Origin of the sequence: Burkholderia sp. CCA53 (assembly GCF_001685525.1) — a bacterium.
Lineage (GTDB): Bacteria > Pseudomonadota > Gammaproteobacteria > Burkholderiales > Burkholderiaceae > Burkholderia > Burkholderia multivorans.
This window is the reverse complement of sequence record NZ_BDDJ01000001.1, coordinates 441477-456610: the sequence shown is the minus strand read 5'-3', so window position 1 is coordinate 456610 and position 15134 is coordinate 441477. Positions and strand designations below refer to the sequence as shown.

14 protein-coding genes are annotated in these 15134 nt (G+C 67.6%); 5 read left to right on the top strand and 9 right to left on the bottom strand.

All coding sequences use genetic code 11. From position 1 onward, the window contains the following. Positions 1-5: 5 nt before the first annotated feature. The 5 genes from BCR55_RS02060 to BCR55_RS02035 all read right to left on the bottom strand — a co-directional run bounded on the left by BCR55_RS02060 (position 6) and on the right by BCR55_RS02035 (position 6958). A complete protein-coding gene (locus tag BCR55_RS02060; protein ID WP_053297470.1) occupies positions 6-1367 on the bottom strand; it encodes an MdtA/MuxA family multidrug efflux RND transporter periplasmic adaptor subunit in 1362 nt (453 codons plus the stop codon). Positions 1368-1611: 244 nt separating this feature from the next. Beyond that, the gene (locus tag BCR55_RS02055) at positions 1612-2436 is read right to left on the bottom strand and encodes an IclR family transcriptional regulator (RefSeq protein ID WP_006407541.1); all 825 of its coding nucleotides are present in this window, start codon (positions 2434-2436) and stop codon (positions 1612-1614) included. 558 nt (positions 2437-2994) lie between these two features. Further along, the gene (locus BCR55_RS02050; protein WP_065494103.1) at positions 2995-4956 is read right to left on the bottom strand and encodes a PhoX family phosphatase; all 1962 of its coding nucleotides are present in this window, start codon (positions 4954-4956) and stop codon (positions 2995-2997) included. Positions 4957-5145: 189 nt separating this feature from the next. Continuing rightward, a complete protein-coding gene (locus tag BCR55_RS02045; RefSeq protein ID WP_006407538.1) occupies positions 5146-6339 on the bottom strand; it encodes an ammonium transporter in 1194 nt (397 codons plus the stop codon). Between the two features lie 283 nt (positions 6340-6622). Next, complete coding sequence (locus BCR55_RS02035; protein ID WP_035489337.1) at positions 6623-6958, bottom strand: hypothetical protein; 336 nt, start codon at positions 6956-6958, stop codon at positions 6623-6625. Between the two features lie 185 nt (positions 6959-7143). Here BCR55_RS02035 and BCR55_RS02030 point away from each other — a divergent pair, with 185 nt between their 5' ends. The 4 genes from BCR55_RS02030 (at position 7144) to BCR55_RS02015 (ending at position 9534) form a co-directional block, all read left to right on the top strand. Further along, positions 7144-7572, top strand: coding sequence for a hypothetical protein (locus BCR55_RS02030; RefSeq protein WP_035489364.1), 429 nt, complete (start codon positions 7144-7146; stop codon positions 7570-7572). 87 nt (positions 7573-7659) lie between these two features. Beyond that, positions 7660-8115: an Rrf2 family transcriptional regulator gene (locus BCR55_RS02025; protein WP_006401181.1), complete on the top strand. Its 456-nt coding sequence runs from the start codon at positions 7660-7662 to the stop codon at positions 8113-8115. Positions 8116-8229: 114 nt separating this feature from the next. Then, positions 8230-8871: an NAD(P)-dependent oxidoreductase gene (locus BCR55_RS02020; protein ID WP_035947363.1), complete on the top strand. Its 642-nt coding sequence runs from the start codon at positions 8230-8232 to the stop codon at positions 8869-8871. 192 nt (positions 8872-9063) lie between these two features. Further along, entirely contained in the window at positions 9064-9534 is a 471-nt protein-coding gene (locus BCR55_RS02015) for an Lrp/AsnC family transcriptional regulator (RefSeq protein WP_006401179.1), read from the top strand. Positions 9535-9587: 53 nt separating this feature from the next. Here BCR55_RS02015 and BCR55_RS02010 read toward each other — a convergent pair whose 3' ends face one another. The 3 genes from BCR55_RS02010 to BCR55_RS02000 are packed head-to-tail and all read right to left on the bottom strand — an operon-like array spanning position 9588 to position 13087. Next, entirely contained in the window at positions 9588-10361 is a 774-nt protein-coding gene (locus tag BCR55_RS02010) for an ABC transporter ATP-binding protein (protein WP_006401178.1), read from the bottom strand. A 4-nt stretch (positions 10362-10365) separates the two neighbouring features. Continuing rightward, positions 10366-12054: an iron ABC transporter permease gene (locus tag BCR55_RS02005; RefSeq protein ID WP_006401177.1), complete on the bottom strand. Its 1689-nt coding sequence runs from the start codon at positions 12052-12054 to the stop codon at positions 10366-10368. After that, a complete protein-coding gene (locus tag BCR55_RS02000) occupies positions 12044-13087 on the bottom strand; it encodes a Fe(3+) ABC transporter substrate-binding protein (protein WP_065494894.1) in 1044 nt (347 codons plus the stop codon). The genes BCR55_RS02005 and BCR55_RS02000 overlap by 11 nt, the downstream gene beginning before the upstream one ends. 251 nt (positions 13088-13338) lie before the next feature. Between BCR55_RS02000 and BCR55_RS32160 the strand changes: the two genes are divergently transcribed. Continuing rightward, positions 13339-13500: a hypothetical protein gene (locus BCR55_RS32160; RefSeq protein WP_006401175.1), complete on the top strand. Its 162-nt coding sequence runs from the start codon at positions 13339-13341 to the stop codon at positions 13498-13500. A 139-nt stretch (positions 13501-13639) separates the two neighbouring features. Here the strand turns inward: BCR55_RS32160 and BCR55_RS01995 are convergent, their stop codons facing one another. Continuing rightward, positions 13640-15007: an amino acid permease gene (locus BCR55_RS01995; RefSeq protein ID WP_065494102.1), complete on the bottom strand. Its 1368-nt coding sequence runs from the start codon at positions 15005-15007 to the stop codon at positions 13640-13642. Between the last annotated feature and the right edge of the window lie 127 nt (positions 15008-15134).

Below are 15134 nucleotides of genomic sequence, written 5' to 3'. Positions count from 1 at the left end.
GTGCGTTATTGGGCCGCTGCCTGCGACGCACCGTGCCGGCGCCCGCCGTGACGGCCGGCCGCGCCCGATGCCGCCGACGCAGCCGAAGCCGCGCTGGCGCCGTGCGCGCCCGACGCGCCTTTCGGCTGGTCGGCCGGAATCGAGATCTTCGCGCCTTCGCGCAGACGGTCGGAGCCGTCGGTGACCACGCGCTCGCCGACCGCGACGCCATCGACGATGCTCGTGCGCTCGCCGTCGACCGGACCGACCTTGACCTTGCGCACCGTGACCGTGTTGTCCGGTTTCACGATGTAGACGAACTGGCCGATCGAGCCCGTCAGCACGGCCGAGGTCGGCACGATCGTCGCGTCGCGGATCACGTCGACGAGCAGCCGCGTGTTGACGAACTGATTCGGAAACAGCAGGCCTTCCTTGTTATCGAACGTCGCGCGCAGCTTCACGGTGCCGGTGCTCGTGTCGATCTGGTTGTCGAGCGTTTCCAGCGAGCCGGTCTCGAGCGGAATCGTGTTGTTGCGGTTGTACGCGGTGACCGACAGCTTCTGGCCCGCGTTGACCTGCTTCAGGATCTGCGGCAGGTTGTCTTCCGAGGTCGTGAAGATCACGCTCATCGGCTGCAGCTGCGTGATCACGACGATTCCGTTCGTGTCGCCGGGCGTCACGTAGTTGCCCGGATCGACCTGGCGCAGGCCGACGCGGCCCGACACCGGCGCCACGATGCGCGCGTACGTGAGGTTCAGCTTCGCCGAATCGACCGCGGCCTGATCGGTTTTCACGGTGCCTTCGTACTGCTTGACCAGCGATGCCTGCGTGTCGACCGTCTGCGATGCGATCGAATCCTGCGACAGCAGCGTGCGGTAGCGCTTCAGGTCGAGGCGCGCGGTCGCGAGCAGCGCCTGATCGCGTGCGAGCGTGCCTTCGGCGTTCTCGAGCGCGACCTGGTACGGGCGCGGGTCGATCTGCGCGAGCAGGTCGCCTTTCTTGACGATCTGGCCTTCCTTGAACGCGACCGACTGCAGGTAGCCGGACAACTGCGTCTTGACCGTCACGTTCGCGAGCGGCGTCACGGTGCCGAGCGCGCTCAGCACGACCGGCATCTCGCCGCGCGTCGCGGCCGCGACCTGCACGGGCTGCGGCACGTTCGCCATCGCAGCGGGCCCGCCGCGGCCGCGGTGGCCGCCGCCTGCGCTGCTAGCCGCGCCGCTCGCGGCCGGTTTGCCGGCCGGCGTGCGGTTCCACGGATGCCACCACAGCAGGCCGCCGATGACGACGACGGCCAGCGCCGCGGCGGTCAGCCTGCGGCGCGAACGTCGTGCGGCAGCGGGAGCGGGATCGTTCGAAGGGGGCGTGGGCTTTTGTTGGTTGTCCATCGTGTTCTGTCAGGAAGACGGCGCGGGCGTGCCGGGGAACGCACTGCGAGGGCGGCATGCGGGCGTATCGGAGGCGGCCGGCTCGGCCCGGGCGCGTCCCGCCCGCGCGGGAAAGAGCGGCGCGCACCGACGACCGGTGCGACGATTGGGCATGATGCTACGTCCCGTCCCCGTTACAGTCCAGTGCTCTATCTTTCAACGGGTTACGGTCGTTACAGAAGACGACGAAACGATGACGGCACGCTTACGCGGCGACGCGCCGCGCCGGTGCGCCGCCGATCTCGCGCGTGATCTTGGCGATGCATTCCTGCAGCGCCGGCACCACGTGTTCGCGCAACCATTCCGGCGGGCACTGGTGCGATGCGCCGCCGCAGTTCACCGAATAGCGCTGGCCGGACGGCCCGACGAAACCGGCCGCGACCGCGTTGAGCCCTTCGCGCCATTCGCCGATCGCGATCGCGTGGCCGTCGCGCATCGCGTCGTCGAGCGCCGGATTGAGCCGCGCGAACACGTGCGGCCAGTCGTCGCCGGCCGTCGCGCGCAGCGCGTCGAGCAGCGCACGCCGCTCGTCGTCCTCGAGCGCGGCGAGATACGCGCGGCCGACCGCCGTGCGCGCGATGTCCATCCGCGAGCCGATCTCGAGCCGCGTGACGAGCACCGCCGAGCGCGGGCGGATCACGTCGATCGCGACCATGTCGAGCCGGTCGCGCACCGCGAGGTGCACGGACAGCGACGTGCGCTCGGCAAGCTCGATCATGAACGGCCGCGAGCGCGCGCGAATGTCGAAGTTGCGCAGGAAACCATGGCTCAGCTCGAGCACCGACGCGGTTAGCACGAAGCGCTCGCTGTCCGGCAGCTGGAACAGGAAGCCGGCGCTGACGAGCGTCGCGGTGATGCGCGACACGGTGGGCTTCGGAATGCCGGTCAGCTCGGTCAATTCGCGGTTGCTGACGGGCGCGTCGGCGGCCGCGATGCGGCGCAGCACCGCAAGGCCGCGCGCGAGCGCGGTGATTTCGTCCGGCGACGATTCGCGTTCTCGGGGAGCGGGAGGGATGACAGATGTCGACACGAGGCGTTCTCTCTATTTCCGAAACTCTATTTCAGTTTACTTAATATTGTCAGATGATTGTCAAAAGATGCATGTTCGCCGAATGAACCGTTCATACGATGAAACTTTACGGGTTGACCCTTGGTTTATTAGGAAAACCCTCACATCGGCGCCGCTGAAAAGTGCATGAGACGGTGCAAATACCGCTTGACTTGTTCCGCGGAAACGGAAAGAATGTCTCACGTTTTCGAAACATCGTTTCAGGAGTTTAACCGGCAACGGTGTTTCGTGCAGTCTCTCAGGTTCTAGCACGGCCCTCGGAATGGCTAGAACTTTTTTAGCGCCACGGTCTCCGTGGCGCTTTTTTTTTGCCTGTGCGCCGGCGCGTCGGCGCCGTATTATCGCGCGTCCGGCGCGCGGGCCCGGCCGGCGCGCCCGCGCATGCTCGGCGCGGCGCGTCCGGCGCGCGCAAAAAAAAGCGCGACGCCCGCAAGGGCATCGCGCATGAACCGGCGTGGAGCGCCGACGAATGAAACGTGATCGGGAAGGCGGCGCGTCCCGCGCGCCGCGGGGCGGGGCTCAGCCCTTCGCGAGCTGGATGCTGGTCTGCTCGGCCGTCAGATAGCCGACGCTCGCGCCGAAGCGGTCCTTGTAGTTCGCGCGCACGAGCGGATCGAGCACGGGCTTGACCTTGTCGTGCAGCGGCGATTCCCAGTCGCCCGCGTGCTGGAAGTTGCTCATGATGTAGGTCCAGCCGTTGATTTCGTCGACGGCATGCAGGCCCGTGGATTCGGCACCGGCCGGGCACGACAGCACGCGCGAGAGCGTCTTGGTATCGACGTGGTAGGCCCACAGGAAGTTGTTCACGTGCATCCCCGAGTCCTCGCCGATGAAGAGCGTGCGCAGCTTTTCCGAGAACTTCAGGTTGTCCGGGTTCGCGATCTTGTCCGGGTTCGCGAGGTTGCCGAGTGCGTCCGCCGTCGCGAGATCCTCGCCGACCAGTGCCGCCGGCGCGGCCATGTCGACCGGCACCCACTCGCTGTCGATCGCGGTGCCCGACGTATCGCGCTGCCCGGCCTTCAGGTTCAGCGCATAGACGGCGCCCGCGGCGATCTTCGCGTCGAGCGCGACGTCGCGCGACACCGCGTAGCCCTTGACCATCGACGTCTCGATCCGCGACATCGCCGTGTAGACGATCTTGTCCTTCGCGTTCACGGTCGTGCCTTCGAGCTTCGTGAACGCCATGCTGCCGCCGATCAGCGCCGCGTAGCGGTGCGTTTCGAGGAACGCGGCCGCCTTTTCCATCCCGGGCTTGATGCGGATCCAGTTGAACTTGCCGCCGAAGTGGATCTTCGTGTAGCTCGCGTCGTTCGGATCGGTCGTCGCGAGATCCATGATGTCCGACGCCTTCAGCGTGTTCGCGAGCGATTCGATCTCGCTGCTCGTCGCATGGCCGATCCGGATCCACGTGAGCGTCGCGCTGCCTGCGCCGGCGGACGACGTCTGCGTCCACTTCGCGACGTAGAGCGTGCCGGCCGACAGGTCGGCCGCCTTGTCGGCGACGAACATGAACAGGCCGCCGTTGGTCGCGTCGTCGCCCATCATCACGGTACGCTGGTCGGGCATCACCTGGATCAGCTCGTGCGAAATGCGGCCAAGACAATAGTGCTTCTTCACGGTGCCGGTGCCGTCCGGATTCACGGTGATTTCGGGCAGATGGCCGTAGTGGTAGGGATTCGCCTTCGTCTCGTCGCCGAACGTGTTCTTGCTGAACGCCTTGAACTGCGCGTCGGTCGCGGCCTTCGTCGCGTCCGGCTCGTATTCCTCGCTCGACAGATGCGTGCCCCACGGCGACAGGCTCGCGCCGCACGTGATCCAGAGGCCGTGCGCGCTCGACGTGTCGACGTTGTGGTACTTGACGAGCTTCAGCGCGCCGGTTGCCGGATCCTGATCGAGCGTCAGCACCGCGATCGGCGACGGCAGCTGGCCGTACTGCGACACGCTCGCCTGATCGCGCGTCGTGTATTCGAACTGCACGACCGCGAACACCGTGTTGCCCTTCACGCCGGGCACGTTCGCATTCTTCAGCGTGAGCAGCGAGCTGCCGTCCGGGCAGTCCGAATAGAACTGGCGTTCCTTGCCGGGCACCGAGCGGTCGATGATCGGCTGATTGTTGATGTCGTAGTAGCCGCCCGCGAGAATCGTGCCGCCCTTGCCGTCCGGCACCATGTCGCCGGTCACGAAGAACGGCCGGTAGGCGAGCTTGAAGTTGCGCGACGAGCCGTCCGAGAACGACACCGACAGCGTCGAGCCGACCGTCGTCGTGGCCATCGCCGCCGCGTTGTCGAGCGTCGGGGCGGCCATCGACGAGAACGTCGCCGCCGCGTAGGCGGCCGCCGTGGGCGTCGTGGCGGGCTGATCGTCGTCGCCGCCGCAACCCGTCAACAGCGCCGGCAGCGCGAGGCCGGAGAGCGGCAGCATCGGAGCGCCGGCAAGGATCTTCAGGGCATGGCGACGGGAAGCATTGGGCAACGCGGGCATGTCGAGTCCAGTTTCAGGTGTGGAAAGAATGGCCTTCGCGAAGCCGGCCGGGCGGCAAGCTTCGCGAAGGCAGGTTGAAAACTGGACGGAAGTGTAGGGACGCTCGATGAAAGTTTTTTGAATTGAAAACGTAATGTGTATCGAGCGTGCGCCGGCGCACCGTTGCGAACGCGTGCGGCGCGCGTGGCGTCAGTCGCGTTCCGGCGTCGCCGTGATCCGATGGATCGACAGATCCGCGCCGTCGAACTCCGCTTCGCGATCGAGCCGCAGGCCGACGGTCGCCTTCAGCGCGCCGTAGACGAGCGCACCGCCGACACTGGCGATCGCGATGCCGCCGAGCGTGCCGATCAGCTGCGACATGAACGCGACGCCGCCGAGGCCGCCGAGCGCCGGCAGCCCGAAGATGCCGGCCGCGATGCCGCCGAGCGCGCCGCACATCCCGTGCAGCGGCCATACGCCGAGCACGTCGTCGATGCGCCACTTGTTCTGCACGCACGTGAACATCGCGACGAACAGCGCGCCGGCGGCCGCGCCGGTCACGAGCGCACCGATCGGATGCATCACGTCCGATCCCGCGCAGACCGCGACGAGGCCGGCGAGCGGACCGTTGTACGTGAAGCCCGGATCGTTGCGTCCCGCGAGCCACGCGGCGAGCGTGCCGCCGACCATCGCCATCAGCGAGTTCACGGCGACGAGGCCGCTGATCTTGTCGAGCGTTTGGGCGCTCATCACGTTGAAGCCGAACCAGCCGACCGCGAGCACCCACGCGCCGAGCGCGAGAAACGGAATGTTCGACGGCGGATGCGCGGCGATGCGGCCGTCCTTCGCGTAGCGGCCGTGGCGCGCGCCGAGCAGCAGCACGGCCGGCAGCGCGACCCAGCCGCCGAATGCGTGCACGACGACCGAGCCCGCGAAATCGTGGAACGGTGCACCGAACGCGTGCGCGAGCCAGGCCTGCACGCCGTAGCGCTCGTTCCACGCGATGCCTTCGAAGAACGGATAGATGAAGCCGACGATGATCAGCGTCGCGACGAGCTGCGGATTGAATTTCGCGCGCTCGGCGATGCCGCCGGAGACGATCGCGGGAATCGCGGCCGCGAAGGTCAGCAGAAAGAAGAACCGTACGAGCGCGTAGCCGCTGTGCTGCGACAGCGTCCCGATGTCGTCGAAGAATTCGACGCCGTACGCGATCGTGTAGCCGATAAAGAAATACGCGAGCGTCGAGACCGAGAAGTCGACGAGGATCTTCACGAGCGCGTTCACCTGATTCTTCTTGCGCACCGTGCCGAGTTCGAGAAACGCGAAGCCCGCGTGCATCGCGAGCACCATGACGGCGCCGATCAACAGGAACAGTGTGTCGACGCCGGATTTCATACCGTCCATGCGGAGGCTTCCTTGCTCAAAAAACGGGCAACGAATGCAAGTATCGAGCCAACTTGGGGAGCGCATGCGTGGCATTGGTGCGAAGCGCCGTATGATGCGGCGCGCGCGTGCGTCGCGGGGGCGCCGCCAACGTATTCGCATGCGGCGCGCGTTGCACGTACATGGTGCGACGGGCTCGTATCTGGTGCGCGACGGCGGCGATGTGGTGCGAAGCGACGCGTCGTGGTGCGCGCGGGATGCGCCGCTGCGGGGCGGCTAAAGCGGTGTGCGGCCGGCCTGTGCGTCAGCGGCCGGCGAACAGCCGGCGCGGCCCCCGCAGCCGCCACGCGCACGCCGACCAATAGCCGGCGAGCGTCGCGAGCCCGAGTGCGCCGAATGCGAGCGCCGCAAAACCGGCCGGCGATGCGCCGACCGACGCGCCACCGAGCAGCGCCCGCGCGACCATCAGCGCGGACGCCCAGAAGCCGGTCACCGCCTGGGCGAGCAAACGCGCACACGCGAACCGCCGGGCGCGGCCGGCGCCCGCGGCGCCATGCGCCCGCGACGGTCGCAGGCACAGAAACAGCGCGGCGGCGAGCAGCGCGGCGAGCGCGATCAGCCAGTTGACGAGGAAATTCATGAGCGTGACGGGCGAGTAGACGATTCGACGACGCACACTTTAATTGCCGCGCATGCGCAATTAAATCGGATGAGTCTGAAATTGAAAGCCGTTTTTAATCCGGCGCCGGCTGATGCCTGCGCACAGGCGGTATCATCGACGTCGTTTCAACCATGCAGGCCGCGCGATGCGGCTACAGATCGCCGATGAAGATGAAGACTTTGCCGATGCGCCCGATGCGCGGCGCGGTGTTGACGGCCGTCGCGGCCGCTGCGGTGTTCGCGCTTGCGGGCTGCGAGAAATCGGGCGCGCCGGCCACGCAACCCGATACGGCCGCGAGCGCGGCCGCCGATGCAGCCAGCCACGCGGCGCAGGCACTCGATCAGGTCGCGAGCACCGTCAGCCAGCAGATCGATGCGGCGAAGGCCGGTATCGCGTCGGCCGCGTCGGCCGTGCCGCCGTTGTCGGCGAGCGGGCTGGCGTCCGCCGCGCAGGCGCAGATCGACGCGGCGGCGTCCGCGGTCGTCGCGCATGCGGCATCCGAAGCGGGCGCGAAGCTCGCGGAGGCCGGCAAGAAGCTTCAGCAGTGGAGTCAGCAGAATGCGGCGGGCGCCAAGCCGGCCAGCAATCCGTGACGCGCCGCTTGCAGAATCCATAAATTGTAATTATCATGGTTACATATTGAGCCGCCGCGTTGCGCGACGGCGTCGAGTGAGTGTGGAATGAATACCAGCAGCCGCTTCGCGTTTGCCGTTCACGTGCTCGCCTTGCTGTCGATGCAGGAAGGCGTGCCGCTGTCGTCCGACATCATCGCGGGCAGCGTGAACACGAATCCGGCGCTGATCCGCCGGCTGCTGTCGATGCTCGCGGCGGCGGGGCTCACCACGTCTCAGCTCGGCGCGGGCGGCGGCGCGCTGCTCGCGCGCGAGCCGGGCGAGATCACGCTGCTCGACGTCTATCGCGCAGTCGACGATGCGCAACTGTTCGCGCTGCACCGCGAGGCGCCGAATCCCGCGTGTCTCGTCGGGCGGCATATCCAGGGCGTGCTGACCGGCTATATCGGCGACGCGCAGCGTGCGATGGAAGCGTCGCTCGCATCGCGCACGCTGGCCGACGTGACGGTCGACGTGCTCGACGCCGAACGGCGCGGCCCGCGTGCGGCCGGCGCGGGCGAGTAGGGCAGCGGCAATACACGACGCAGGCAGTCGGCGTCGGCAGGTGCGGGGCGGTCGCCCCGTTTTTTGCGGTCTTATATGTAATCAATTACGTTACATTTATTTGGGAGAATCGACATGACGCAACCGTCTTTGAATATCGCGCTGTTCGGCGCAACGGGCATGATCGGCTCGCGCATCGCGGCCGAAGCGGCGCGACGCGGGCATCGCGTGACCGCGCTGTCGCGCCGTCCGGGCGCGGCCGGCGACGGCATCACCGCGAAAGCGGCCGACCTGTTCGATCCGGCAAGCGTCGCGGCCGCGCTGCCGGGCCACGACGTCGTGGCCAGCGCGTACGGTCCGAAGCAGGACGATGCGGCGAACGTCGTCGCGGCCGTGAAGGCGCTGGTCGAGGGCGCTCGTCGCGCCGGGCTCAAACGCGTGGTCGTCGTCGGCGGCGCCGGTTCGCTCGAGGTCGCACCCGGCAAGCAGCTCGTCGACACCGAAGGGTTTCCGGCCGAGTACAAGGCCGTCGCGCTCGCGCACCGAGACGCGCTCGATTACCTGAAGACCGTCGACGATCTCGACTGGACGTTCTTCGCGCCGGCCGCGCTGATCGCGCCGGGCGAGCGCACCGGTACGTTCCGCACCGGCACCGGCAAGCTGATCGTCGACGCGAACGGCGACAGCCGGATTTCTGCCGAAGACTACGCGGTCGCGTTCGTCGATGCGCTCGAGCAGCGCCGGTTCGTGCGCGAGATCGCGACGGTCGCGTACTGAGCGGTGCGCCGGCCGGCGGCGTGCGGCCGCCGGCGCCGGTTCGCGGCATCGAGGCCGCGCCGATCGCGCGGATACGCGCGCGTATTCGTCCGATCGGTGTTTATCCCGGTCGACGCGGCCGACCGGATTGCATATCGTTCCCCGTCATAGACGATGCATAGAATAAATTTCTATCCGCAGGGGACTCGAGAAATGGATGCAATCGACCGCAAGCTGCTGGAACTGTTGCAGACCGACGCGACGTTGCCGATTGCAGAACTCGCGCAACGCGTGAATCTGTCGCAGACGCCGTGCTGGAAGCGCGTGCAGCGGCTGAAGGAAACGGGCGCGATCCGCGCGCAGGTCGCGCTCTGCGATCCGCGCAAGCTTGGTGTCGGCACAACCGTGTTCGTCGCGATCCGCACGAACCAGCACACCGAGGAGTGGGCGCAGCGTTTCACGCAGGCGGTGCGCGACATGCCGGAGGTGGTCGAGGTGTATCGGATGAGCGGCGAGACCGACTATCTGCTGCGCGTCGTCGTGGCCGGCATCGACGATTACGATCGCGTCTACAAACAATTGATCCGCACGGTGCCGCTCTTCGACGTGAGCTCGTCGTTCGCGATGGAGCAGATCAAGTATTCGACCGCGCTGCCGGTGCGCGATCTCGCGGAGCCTGCCTAGCGTCGGCGCGTATCGCCCGCCGTATCGTCCGCCGTACGGCGCGCCGCCATGCGTTATCGGCCGCGTGCGAGCGCGTGGGCGCGTGCGTCGGCGAGCGCGTCGCGCCGGATGAATTCCGCGACGAACGCGCTGGCCGGATGATGATGCAGCGCGTACGGCGTATCCCACTGCGCGAGCCGGCCGTCGTGCATCACGCCGATCCGGTCCGCGATCGCGAACGCTTCGGCCTGGTTGTGCGTGACCAGGATTGCGGTGTGGCCCGTCCGCTTCAGGATGTCGCGCAGCTCGAACGCGAGCCGTTCGCGCGTATCGACATCGAGATTCGAAAACGGCTCGTCGAGCAGCAGCAGTTCCGGCGACGGCGCGAGCGCGCGGGCAAGCGCGACGCGCTGCTGCTGACCGCCCGACAGTTCGTGCGGATACGCATTGCCCGAGTCGGCGAGACCGACGAGTGCGAGCATGTCGGCCACGCGTGCGCGCCGTGCCTGCTTGGGCAGGCGCCGCAGCCCGAACGCGACGTTGTCGGCCGCGCTCAGATGCGGAAACAACGCATAGTCCTGGAACATCATCCCGATGCGCCGCCGCTCGGGCGGCACGTCGAACGACGGCGTCGCGACGCTCGCGCCGTCGAGCACGATGCGCCCCGCGCGCAGCGGTTCGAACCCCGCGATCGCGCGCAGCACGGTCGTCTTTCCGCACCCCGATGCGCCGAGCAGGCAGCCGATCTCGCCGCGCGGCAGCGCGAGGCTGAGCCCGTCGACCACCGTGCGGCGGCCCTGCGGCGTGTCGTATTCGATGGACAGCGTGTCGAGTTCGAGCAGATTCACAGTGTCAGGCTCCGATCTTGTGACGGGTGCGTGCGAGCAGGATCACGGGCACGAGCCCGGCCAGCACGATCGCGAGCGCGGCGACCGCGCCTTCCTCGTAGGTGCCGCGCGCGGCTTCGGCATAGAGCCAGGTCGCGAGCGTGTCGAAGTTCAGCGGACGCAGCAGCAATGTGGCCGGCAGTTCCTTCATCGCGTCGACGAATACCAGCAGCGCGCTCGTCGTGAGGGCGGGCCGCAGCAGCGGCAGATGCACGCGCCGCAGCGCGCCGGCCGCCGTCTCGCCGAGCGAGCGCGCGGCTTGTTCGAGCGACGGCGGAATGCGCGCAAGGCCCGCTTCGACGTTGCCGGCCGCGATCGCGAGAAAGCGCACCGTATAGGCGATGACGAGCGCCGCCGCCGAGCCGATCAGCCACAGTCCGTCGCGGCCGAGCATCGTGCCGAACAGCCGATCGACGGCGCCGAGCGGCGTGAGCAGACCGATCGCGAGCACGGTGCCGGGCACCGCATAGCCGAGGCTCGCGATCCGCGCGCCGAGGCGCGCGACGCCTGCGCGCATGCTGTCGCGCTGCGCGCGCGCGGCCCACGCGACGATCAATCCGCATGCGAGCGTCGCGACGGTCGCGGCGGCCGCGATCGTCAGCGTGTTCGCGAGCCCGTCGAGCAACTGCGCGGAGACGCCGCCGACCTGATGCAGCCGCTTGGCCGTCTCGACCGCGAGATAGGCGGCCGGCGCGCCGAAACCGAGCAGCACCGGCAGCCAGCCGAGCACGGCCGCCGTGCAGCCGGCCGCGCCCGTGAGCCGGCGCGGCGCGAGCGGCCGCATCCTGCGGCCGTGCGCATAGCGCTGGCGACGGCGTCCGTAGCGTTCGAGCGCGATCATCGCGACGACGACGGCGAGCATCGCGAGCGCGATTTGCGCAGCGCCCGCGAGATCCGAGCGTGTGATCCAGGTCGTATAGACGGACACGGTGAGCGTCTGCACGCCGAGGAATTCGGATGCGCCGATGTCGTTCAGCGTCTCCAGCAGCGCGAGGCTCACGCCGACCGCGATCGCGGGCCGCGCAAGCGGCATGACGACGCGCCAGAACGTCGCGACGCGACCCGCGCCGAGCGTGCGCGCCGCTTCGAGGAGGCTCGCCGACTGCGTGACGAACATCGCGCGCGTGCTCAGATACACGTACGGATACAGCACGAAGCCGAGCACGAACACGGCGCCCGGCAGCGAGCGCAGGTCGGGCAGCCGGAACTGTCGCGGGCTGTCGAAGCCGAGCAGCCAGCGGACCGCGCTCTGCACGGGGCCGATCGGATGCAGCAGATCGAGATACGCGAACGCGACGATGTAGGTGGGTACCGCGAGCGGCAGCAGCAGCGCCCACGTGAGCGTGCGGCGGCCGGGGAAGTCGTAGGCGGTGACGAGCCACGCGCAGCCGGTGCCGACGATCGACACGATCGTGCCGACGCCGGCAAGCAGCAACAGCGTATTGGCAAGCGCCTGCGGCAGCACGAATGCGGCGAGATGCCGCCAGTGCGCGAGATCGGCGTCGAACGCAGCCGCGACGAGCGCCGCGAGCGGCGCGGCAACCGCCGCCGCGATCGCGAGCGCAGCGAACGTCCACACGCCGCGCGCGCGCAGCAGAAAAGGCGGCCGTCGCGACCGGCCGCGGGCCGCGACGAAGCTCCGATCAGTTGTCAAAGCCGACCTTGTCGACGAGCTGGCTTGCCTGCTTGCGGTGCTTCGCGATTTCGGTCAGCGGCAGCGGATCGACCTTCAGCTGACCGAAGCTCGCGATCACCGGATCGAGCGTCACGTTCGCGCGCACCGGGTATTCGTAGTTCGCCTGCGCATAGAGCGCCTGCGCTTGCGGCGATACCAGGTATTCGAGCAGCTTGACCGCGTTGGCCTTGTTCGGCGCATGCTTCGCGACCGTCGCGCCGCTGATGTTGACGTGCGTGCCGCCGCTCTTCGCATTCGCGAACGTCGGCCGCACGACCTTGATCGCATCGCCCCATTTGCGCGCATCGGTGCCCGGTTCGGCGTTCTTCATGTGGCCGACGTAATAGGCGTTCGCGAGACCGACGTCGCAGATGCCGCCGAGGATGTCGCGCGCGACGTCGCGATCGCCGCCCGTCGCCTTGCGCGCGAGATTCGCCTTCACGCCGCGCAGCCATTTTTCGGTGGCCGCCTCGCCGTCGTGCGCAATCATCGCGGCGACGAGTGCGGTGTTGTACGGATGCTGGCCCGAGCGGATGCAGACTTTGCCTTTCCATTTCGGATCGGCGAGATCCTCGTAGCGGAACGCGTCGACTTTCAGATCCTTCTCGACGTACAGCACGCGGTCGCGCAGCGACAGCGCGTACCAGTCGCCCTGCGCGCCCCGCAGGTTGGCCGGGACCGCCTCGTCGAGCGCCTTCGAGCGGATCGGCTGCGTGAGGCCGCCGTCGACGAGATCGAGCAGATTGCCGATGTCGACCGTCATCAGCACGTCGGCCGGCGATTGTGCACCTTCGGCCTTCACGCGTTCGAGCAGCCCGTCCTTCACGAACACGGTGTTCACCTTGACGCCGCTCTGCTTCGTGAACGCGTCGAGGAGCGGCTGGATCAGCTTCGGCTCGCGGGTGGTGTACAGGCTCACTTCATCGGCCGCATGGGCAAGCGGCGCGAACGCGGTCGCGGCGAAGGCGAGGGCGCCGACGAGCGGCAGCAGGCGGAAACGCGGATTCGACATGAAGACTCCGAAGCGGCAGAGGGACGGTGGACGTTCCGGACGCGCGTGCCGCTCGATCGCCCGAAACATTACAAAATGAAAGACTTCGGATTCTAGATCGAAATGGGAATGATTATCAAATGAAAGCTTTCGGCAAGGCGGCGACGGGTAGGGAGAACGGCGGGTGCGATACGGTGAACGGGCGGCGCTGCACGCCGCGCCCAAGCGCGTAGAATGCGCGCTTCGACGAATTCGACGGAGCCGCAGCGACCATGAACGATCAGCGCAAGAAGAACCCTGTCCGCAACGTGAGCATCCTGATCATCGTGGCCGTGCTGCTCGTGATCGGGACGATCCTGTACAACGCGATCTCGCAGAAGCGCGCGTACGACGACGCGCATCCGGCCGAGGCCGCGAGCGCGGCGTCGCACTGACACGGCGGCGCGCGTTCGCTGCGCGCCGCTCGTGGACGAAGGAAGAGAAGCGGCGGTGCCACAACGCCGCTCGGGCGATGCGGCACCGCGCGGGCGGGGCCCCGGAACCGGCGCGCCGCGTGGCGGTATCAGAGGTGCGTCAACGTGACGCGGCTGCGAAACGCGGACGAATCCGCACGTAGAACACGGCCGCGAGCAACGCGAGCCAGATCGCGCCGACGTAGAGCGCCACGCGCGTCTCGTCGAACCAGCCGAGCATCACGATCACGAAGGCCATGAAGGCGATCGTCAGTGCGGGCGCGACCGGCCACAGCGGCACCTTGAACTTCAGCGCCGCGACTTCCGCGGCCGGCAGGCGACGGCGCATCGCGACCTGCGACAGCAGGATCATGAGCCAGACCCATACGGTCGCGAACGTCGCGATCGCGGCCACCATCAGAAACACGTCCTTCGGCATCAGGTAGTTCAGCAGCACGCCGATCAGCAGGGCACCGGCCATCACGAGCACCGTGACCCACGGCACGCCGTGCCGCGACGTCGTCATCAGCACGCGCGGCGCCTGGCCTTGCCGCGCCATGCCGAACATCATCCGGCCGGCGCCGAAGATGTCGCTGTTGATCGCGGAAATCGCCGCGCTGATTACGACGAGGTTGAGGATCGTCGCGGCCAACTTCACGCCCAGCGTCGAGAAGATCTGTACGAACGGGCTGCCTTCGGCCCCGACGCCGGTCCACGGGCTGATCGACATCAGTACGACCATCGTCAGCACGTAGAACAGCAGGATCCGCGCGGGCACCGCGTTGATCGCGCGCGGGATCACGCGCTCCGGATCCTTGGCCTCGCCGGCGCTCATGCCGATCACCTCGATGCCGCCGTACGCAAAGATCACGACCGACAACGACGCGATCAAGCCGCCGATGCCGTTCGGCAGGAAGCCGCCGTGGTTCCACAGATTTGCGAAGCTCGGCGCGTCGGCCGAATGACCGAAATGCATGCCGGCGATCAGGATCGCGACGCCGCCGCCGATCATGGCGACGATGGCACCGACCTTGACGATCGACAGCCAGAATTCGAGTTCGCCGAATACCTTCACGTGGCAGAGGTTCAGCCCGCAGATCACGGCCACGACGCCGAGCACCCAGATCCACTGCGGGACGCCGGGAAACCAGAAGCCCATGTAGATGCCGAACGCGGTGATGTCGGCGATCGCGACGATCACCATTTCGAGCGTGTAGGTCCAGCCGGTGACGAAGCCTGCAAACGGCCCGAGATTCTCGGTCGCGTAGTGGCCGAACGATCCGGCGACCGGGTCGCGCACGGCCATCTCGCCGAGCGCGCGCATCACCATGTAGACGGCCGCGCCGCCGAGGATGTACGCCAGGATCACGGCCGGGCCCGCGAGCTGGATCGCGGACGCCGAGCCGTAGAACAGACCGGTGCCGATCGCCGAGCCCAGCGCGAGAAAGCGGATGTGCCGCGCGCTCAGGTGGCGCTGCAGATTCTTCATCGAGTCTCCGAAATCGTTGTCCGACCGAGCGGGCGCGATGGCTCGCCGGATCGAGTTGTATATACAACTTGAATGTGAACGAATGATAACAAGCGCGGACCGACAACCGGAATCGGGTATTCCCTGA

What these genes read in the sequence shown, in the direction of transcription:
- BCR55_RS02035 (WP_035489337.1), bottom strand. Translation starts at nt 6,958, where the DNA reads ATGAATTTCCTCGTCAACTGGCTGATCGCGCTCGCCGCGCTGCTCGCC.
- BCR55_RS01995 (WP_065494102.1), bottom strand. Translation starts at nt 15,007, where the DNA reads ATGAAGAATCTGCAGCGCCACCTGAGCGCGCGGCACATCCGCTTTCTC.
- BCR55_RS02000 (WP_065494894.1), bottom strand. Translation starts at nt 13,087, where the DNA reads ATGTCGAATCCGCGTTTCCGCCTGCTGCCGCTCGTCGGCGCCCTCGCC.
- BCR55_RS02050 (WP_065494103.1), bottom strand. Translation starts at nt 4,956, where the DNA reads ATGCCCGCGTTGCCCAATGCTTCCCGTCGCCATGCCCTGAAGATCCTT.
- BCR55_RS32160 (WP_006401175.1), top strand. Translation starts at nt 13,339, where the DNA reads ATGAACGATCAGCGCAAGAAGAACCCTGTCCGCAACGTGAGCATCCTG.
- BCR55_RS02045 (WP_006407538.1), bottom strand. Translation starts at nt 6,339, where the DNA reads ATGGACGGTATGAAATCCGGCGTCGACACACTGTTCCTGTTGATCGGC.
- BCR55_RS02030 (WP_035489364.1), top strand. Translation starts at nt 7,144, where the DNA reads ATGAAGATGAAGACTTTGCCGATGCGCCCGATGCGCGGCGCGGTGTTG.
- BCR55_RS02015 (WP_006401179.1), top strand. Translation starts at nt 9,064, where the DNA reads ATGGATGCAATCGACCGCAAGCTGCTGGAACTGTTGCAGACCGACGCG.
- BCR55_RS02025 (WP_006401181.1), top strand. Translation starts at nt 7,660, where the DNA reads ATGAATACCAGCAGCCGCTTCGCGTTTGCCGTTCACGTGCTCGCCTTG.
- BCR55_RS02020 (WP_035947363.1), top strand. Translation starts at nt 8,230, where the DNA reads ATGACGCAACCGTCTTTGAATATCGCGCTGTTCGGCGCAACGGGCATG.
- BCR55_RS02060 (WP_053297470.1), bottom strand. Translation starts at nt 1,367, where the DNA reads ATGGACAACCAACAAAAGCCCACGCCCCCTTCGAACGATCCCGCTCCC.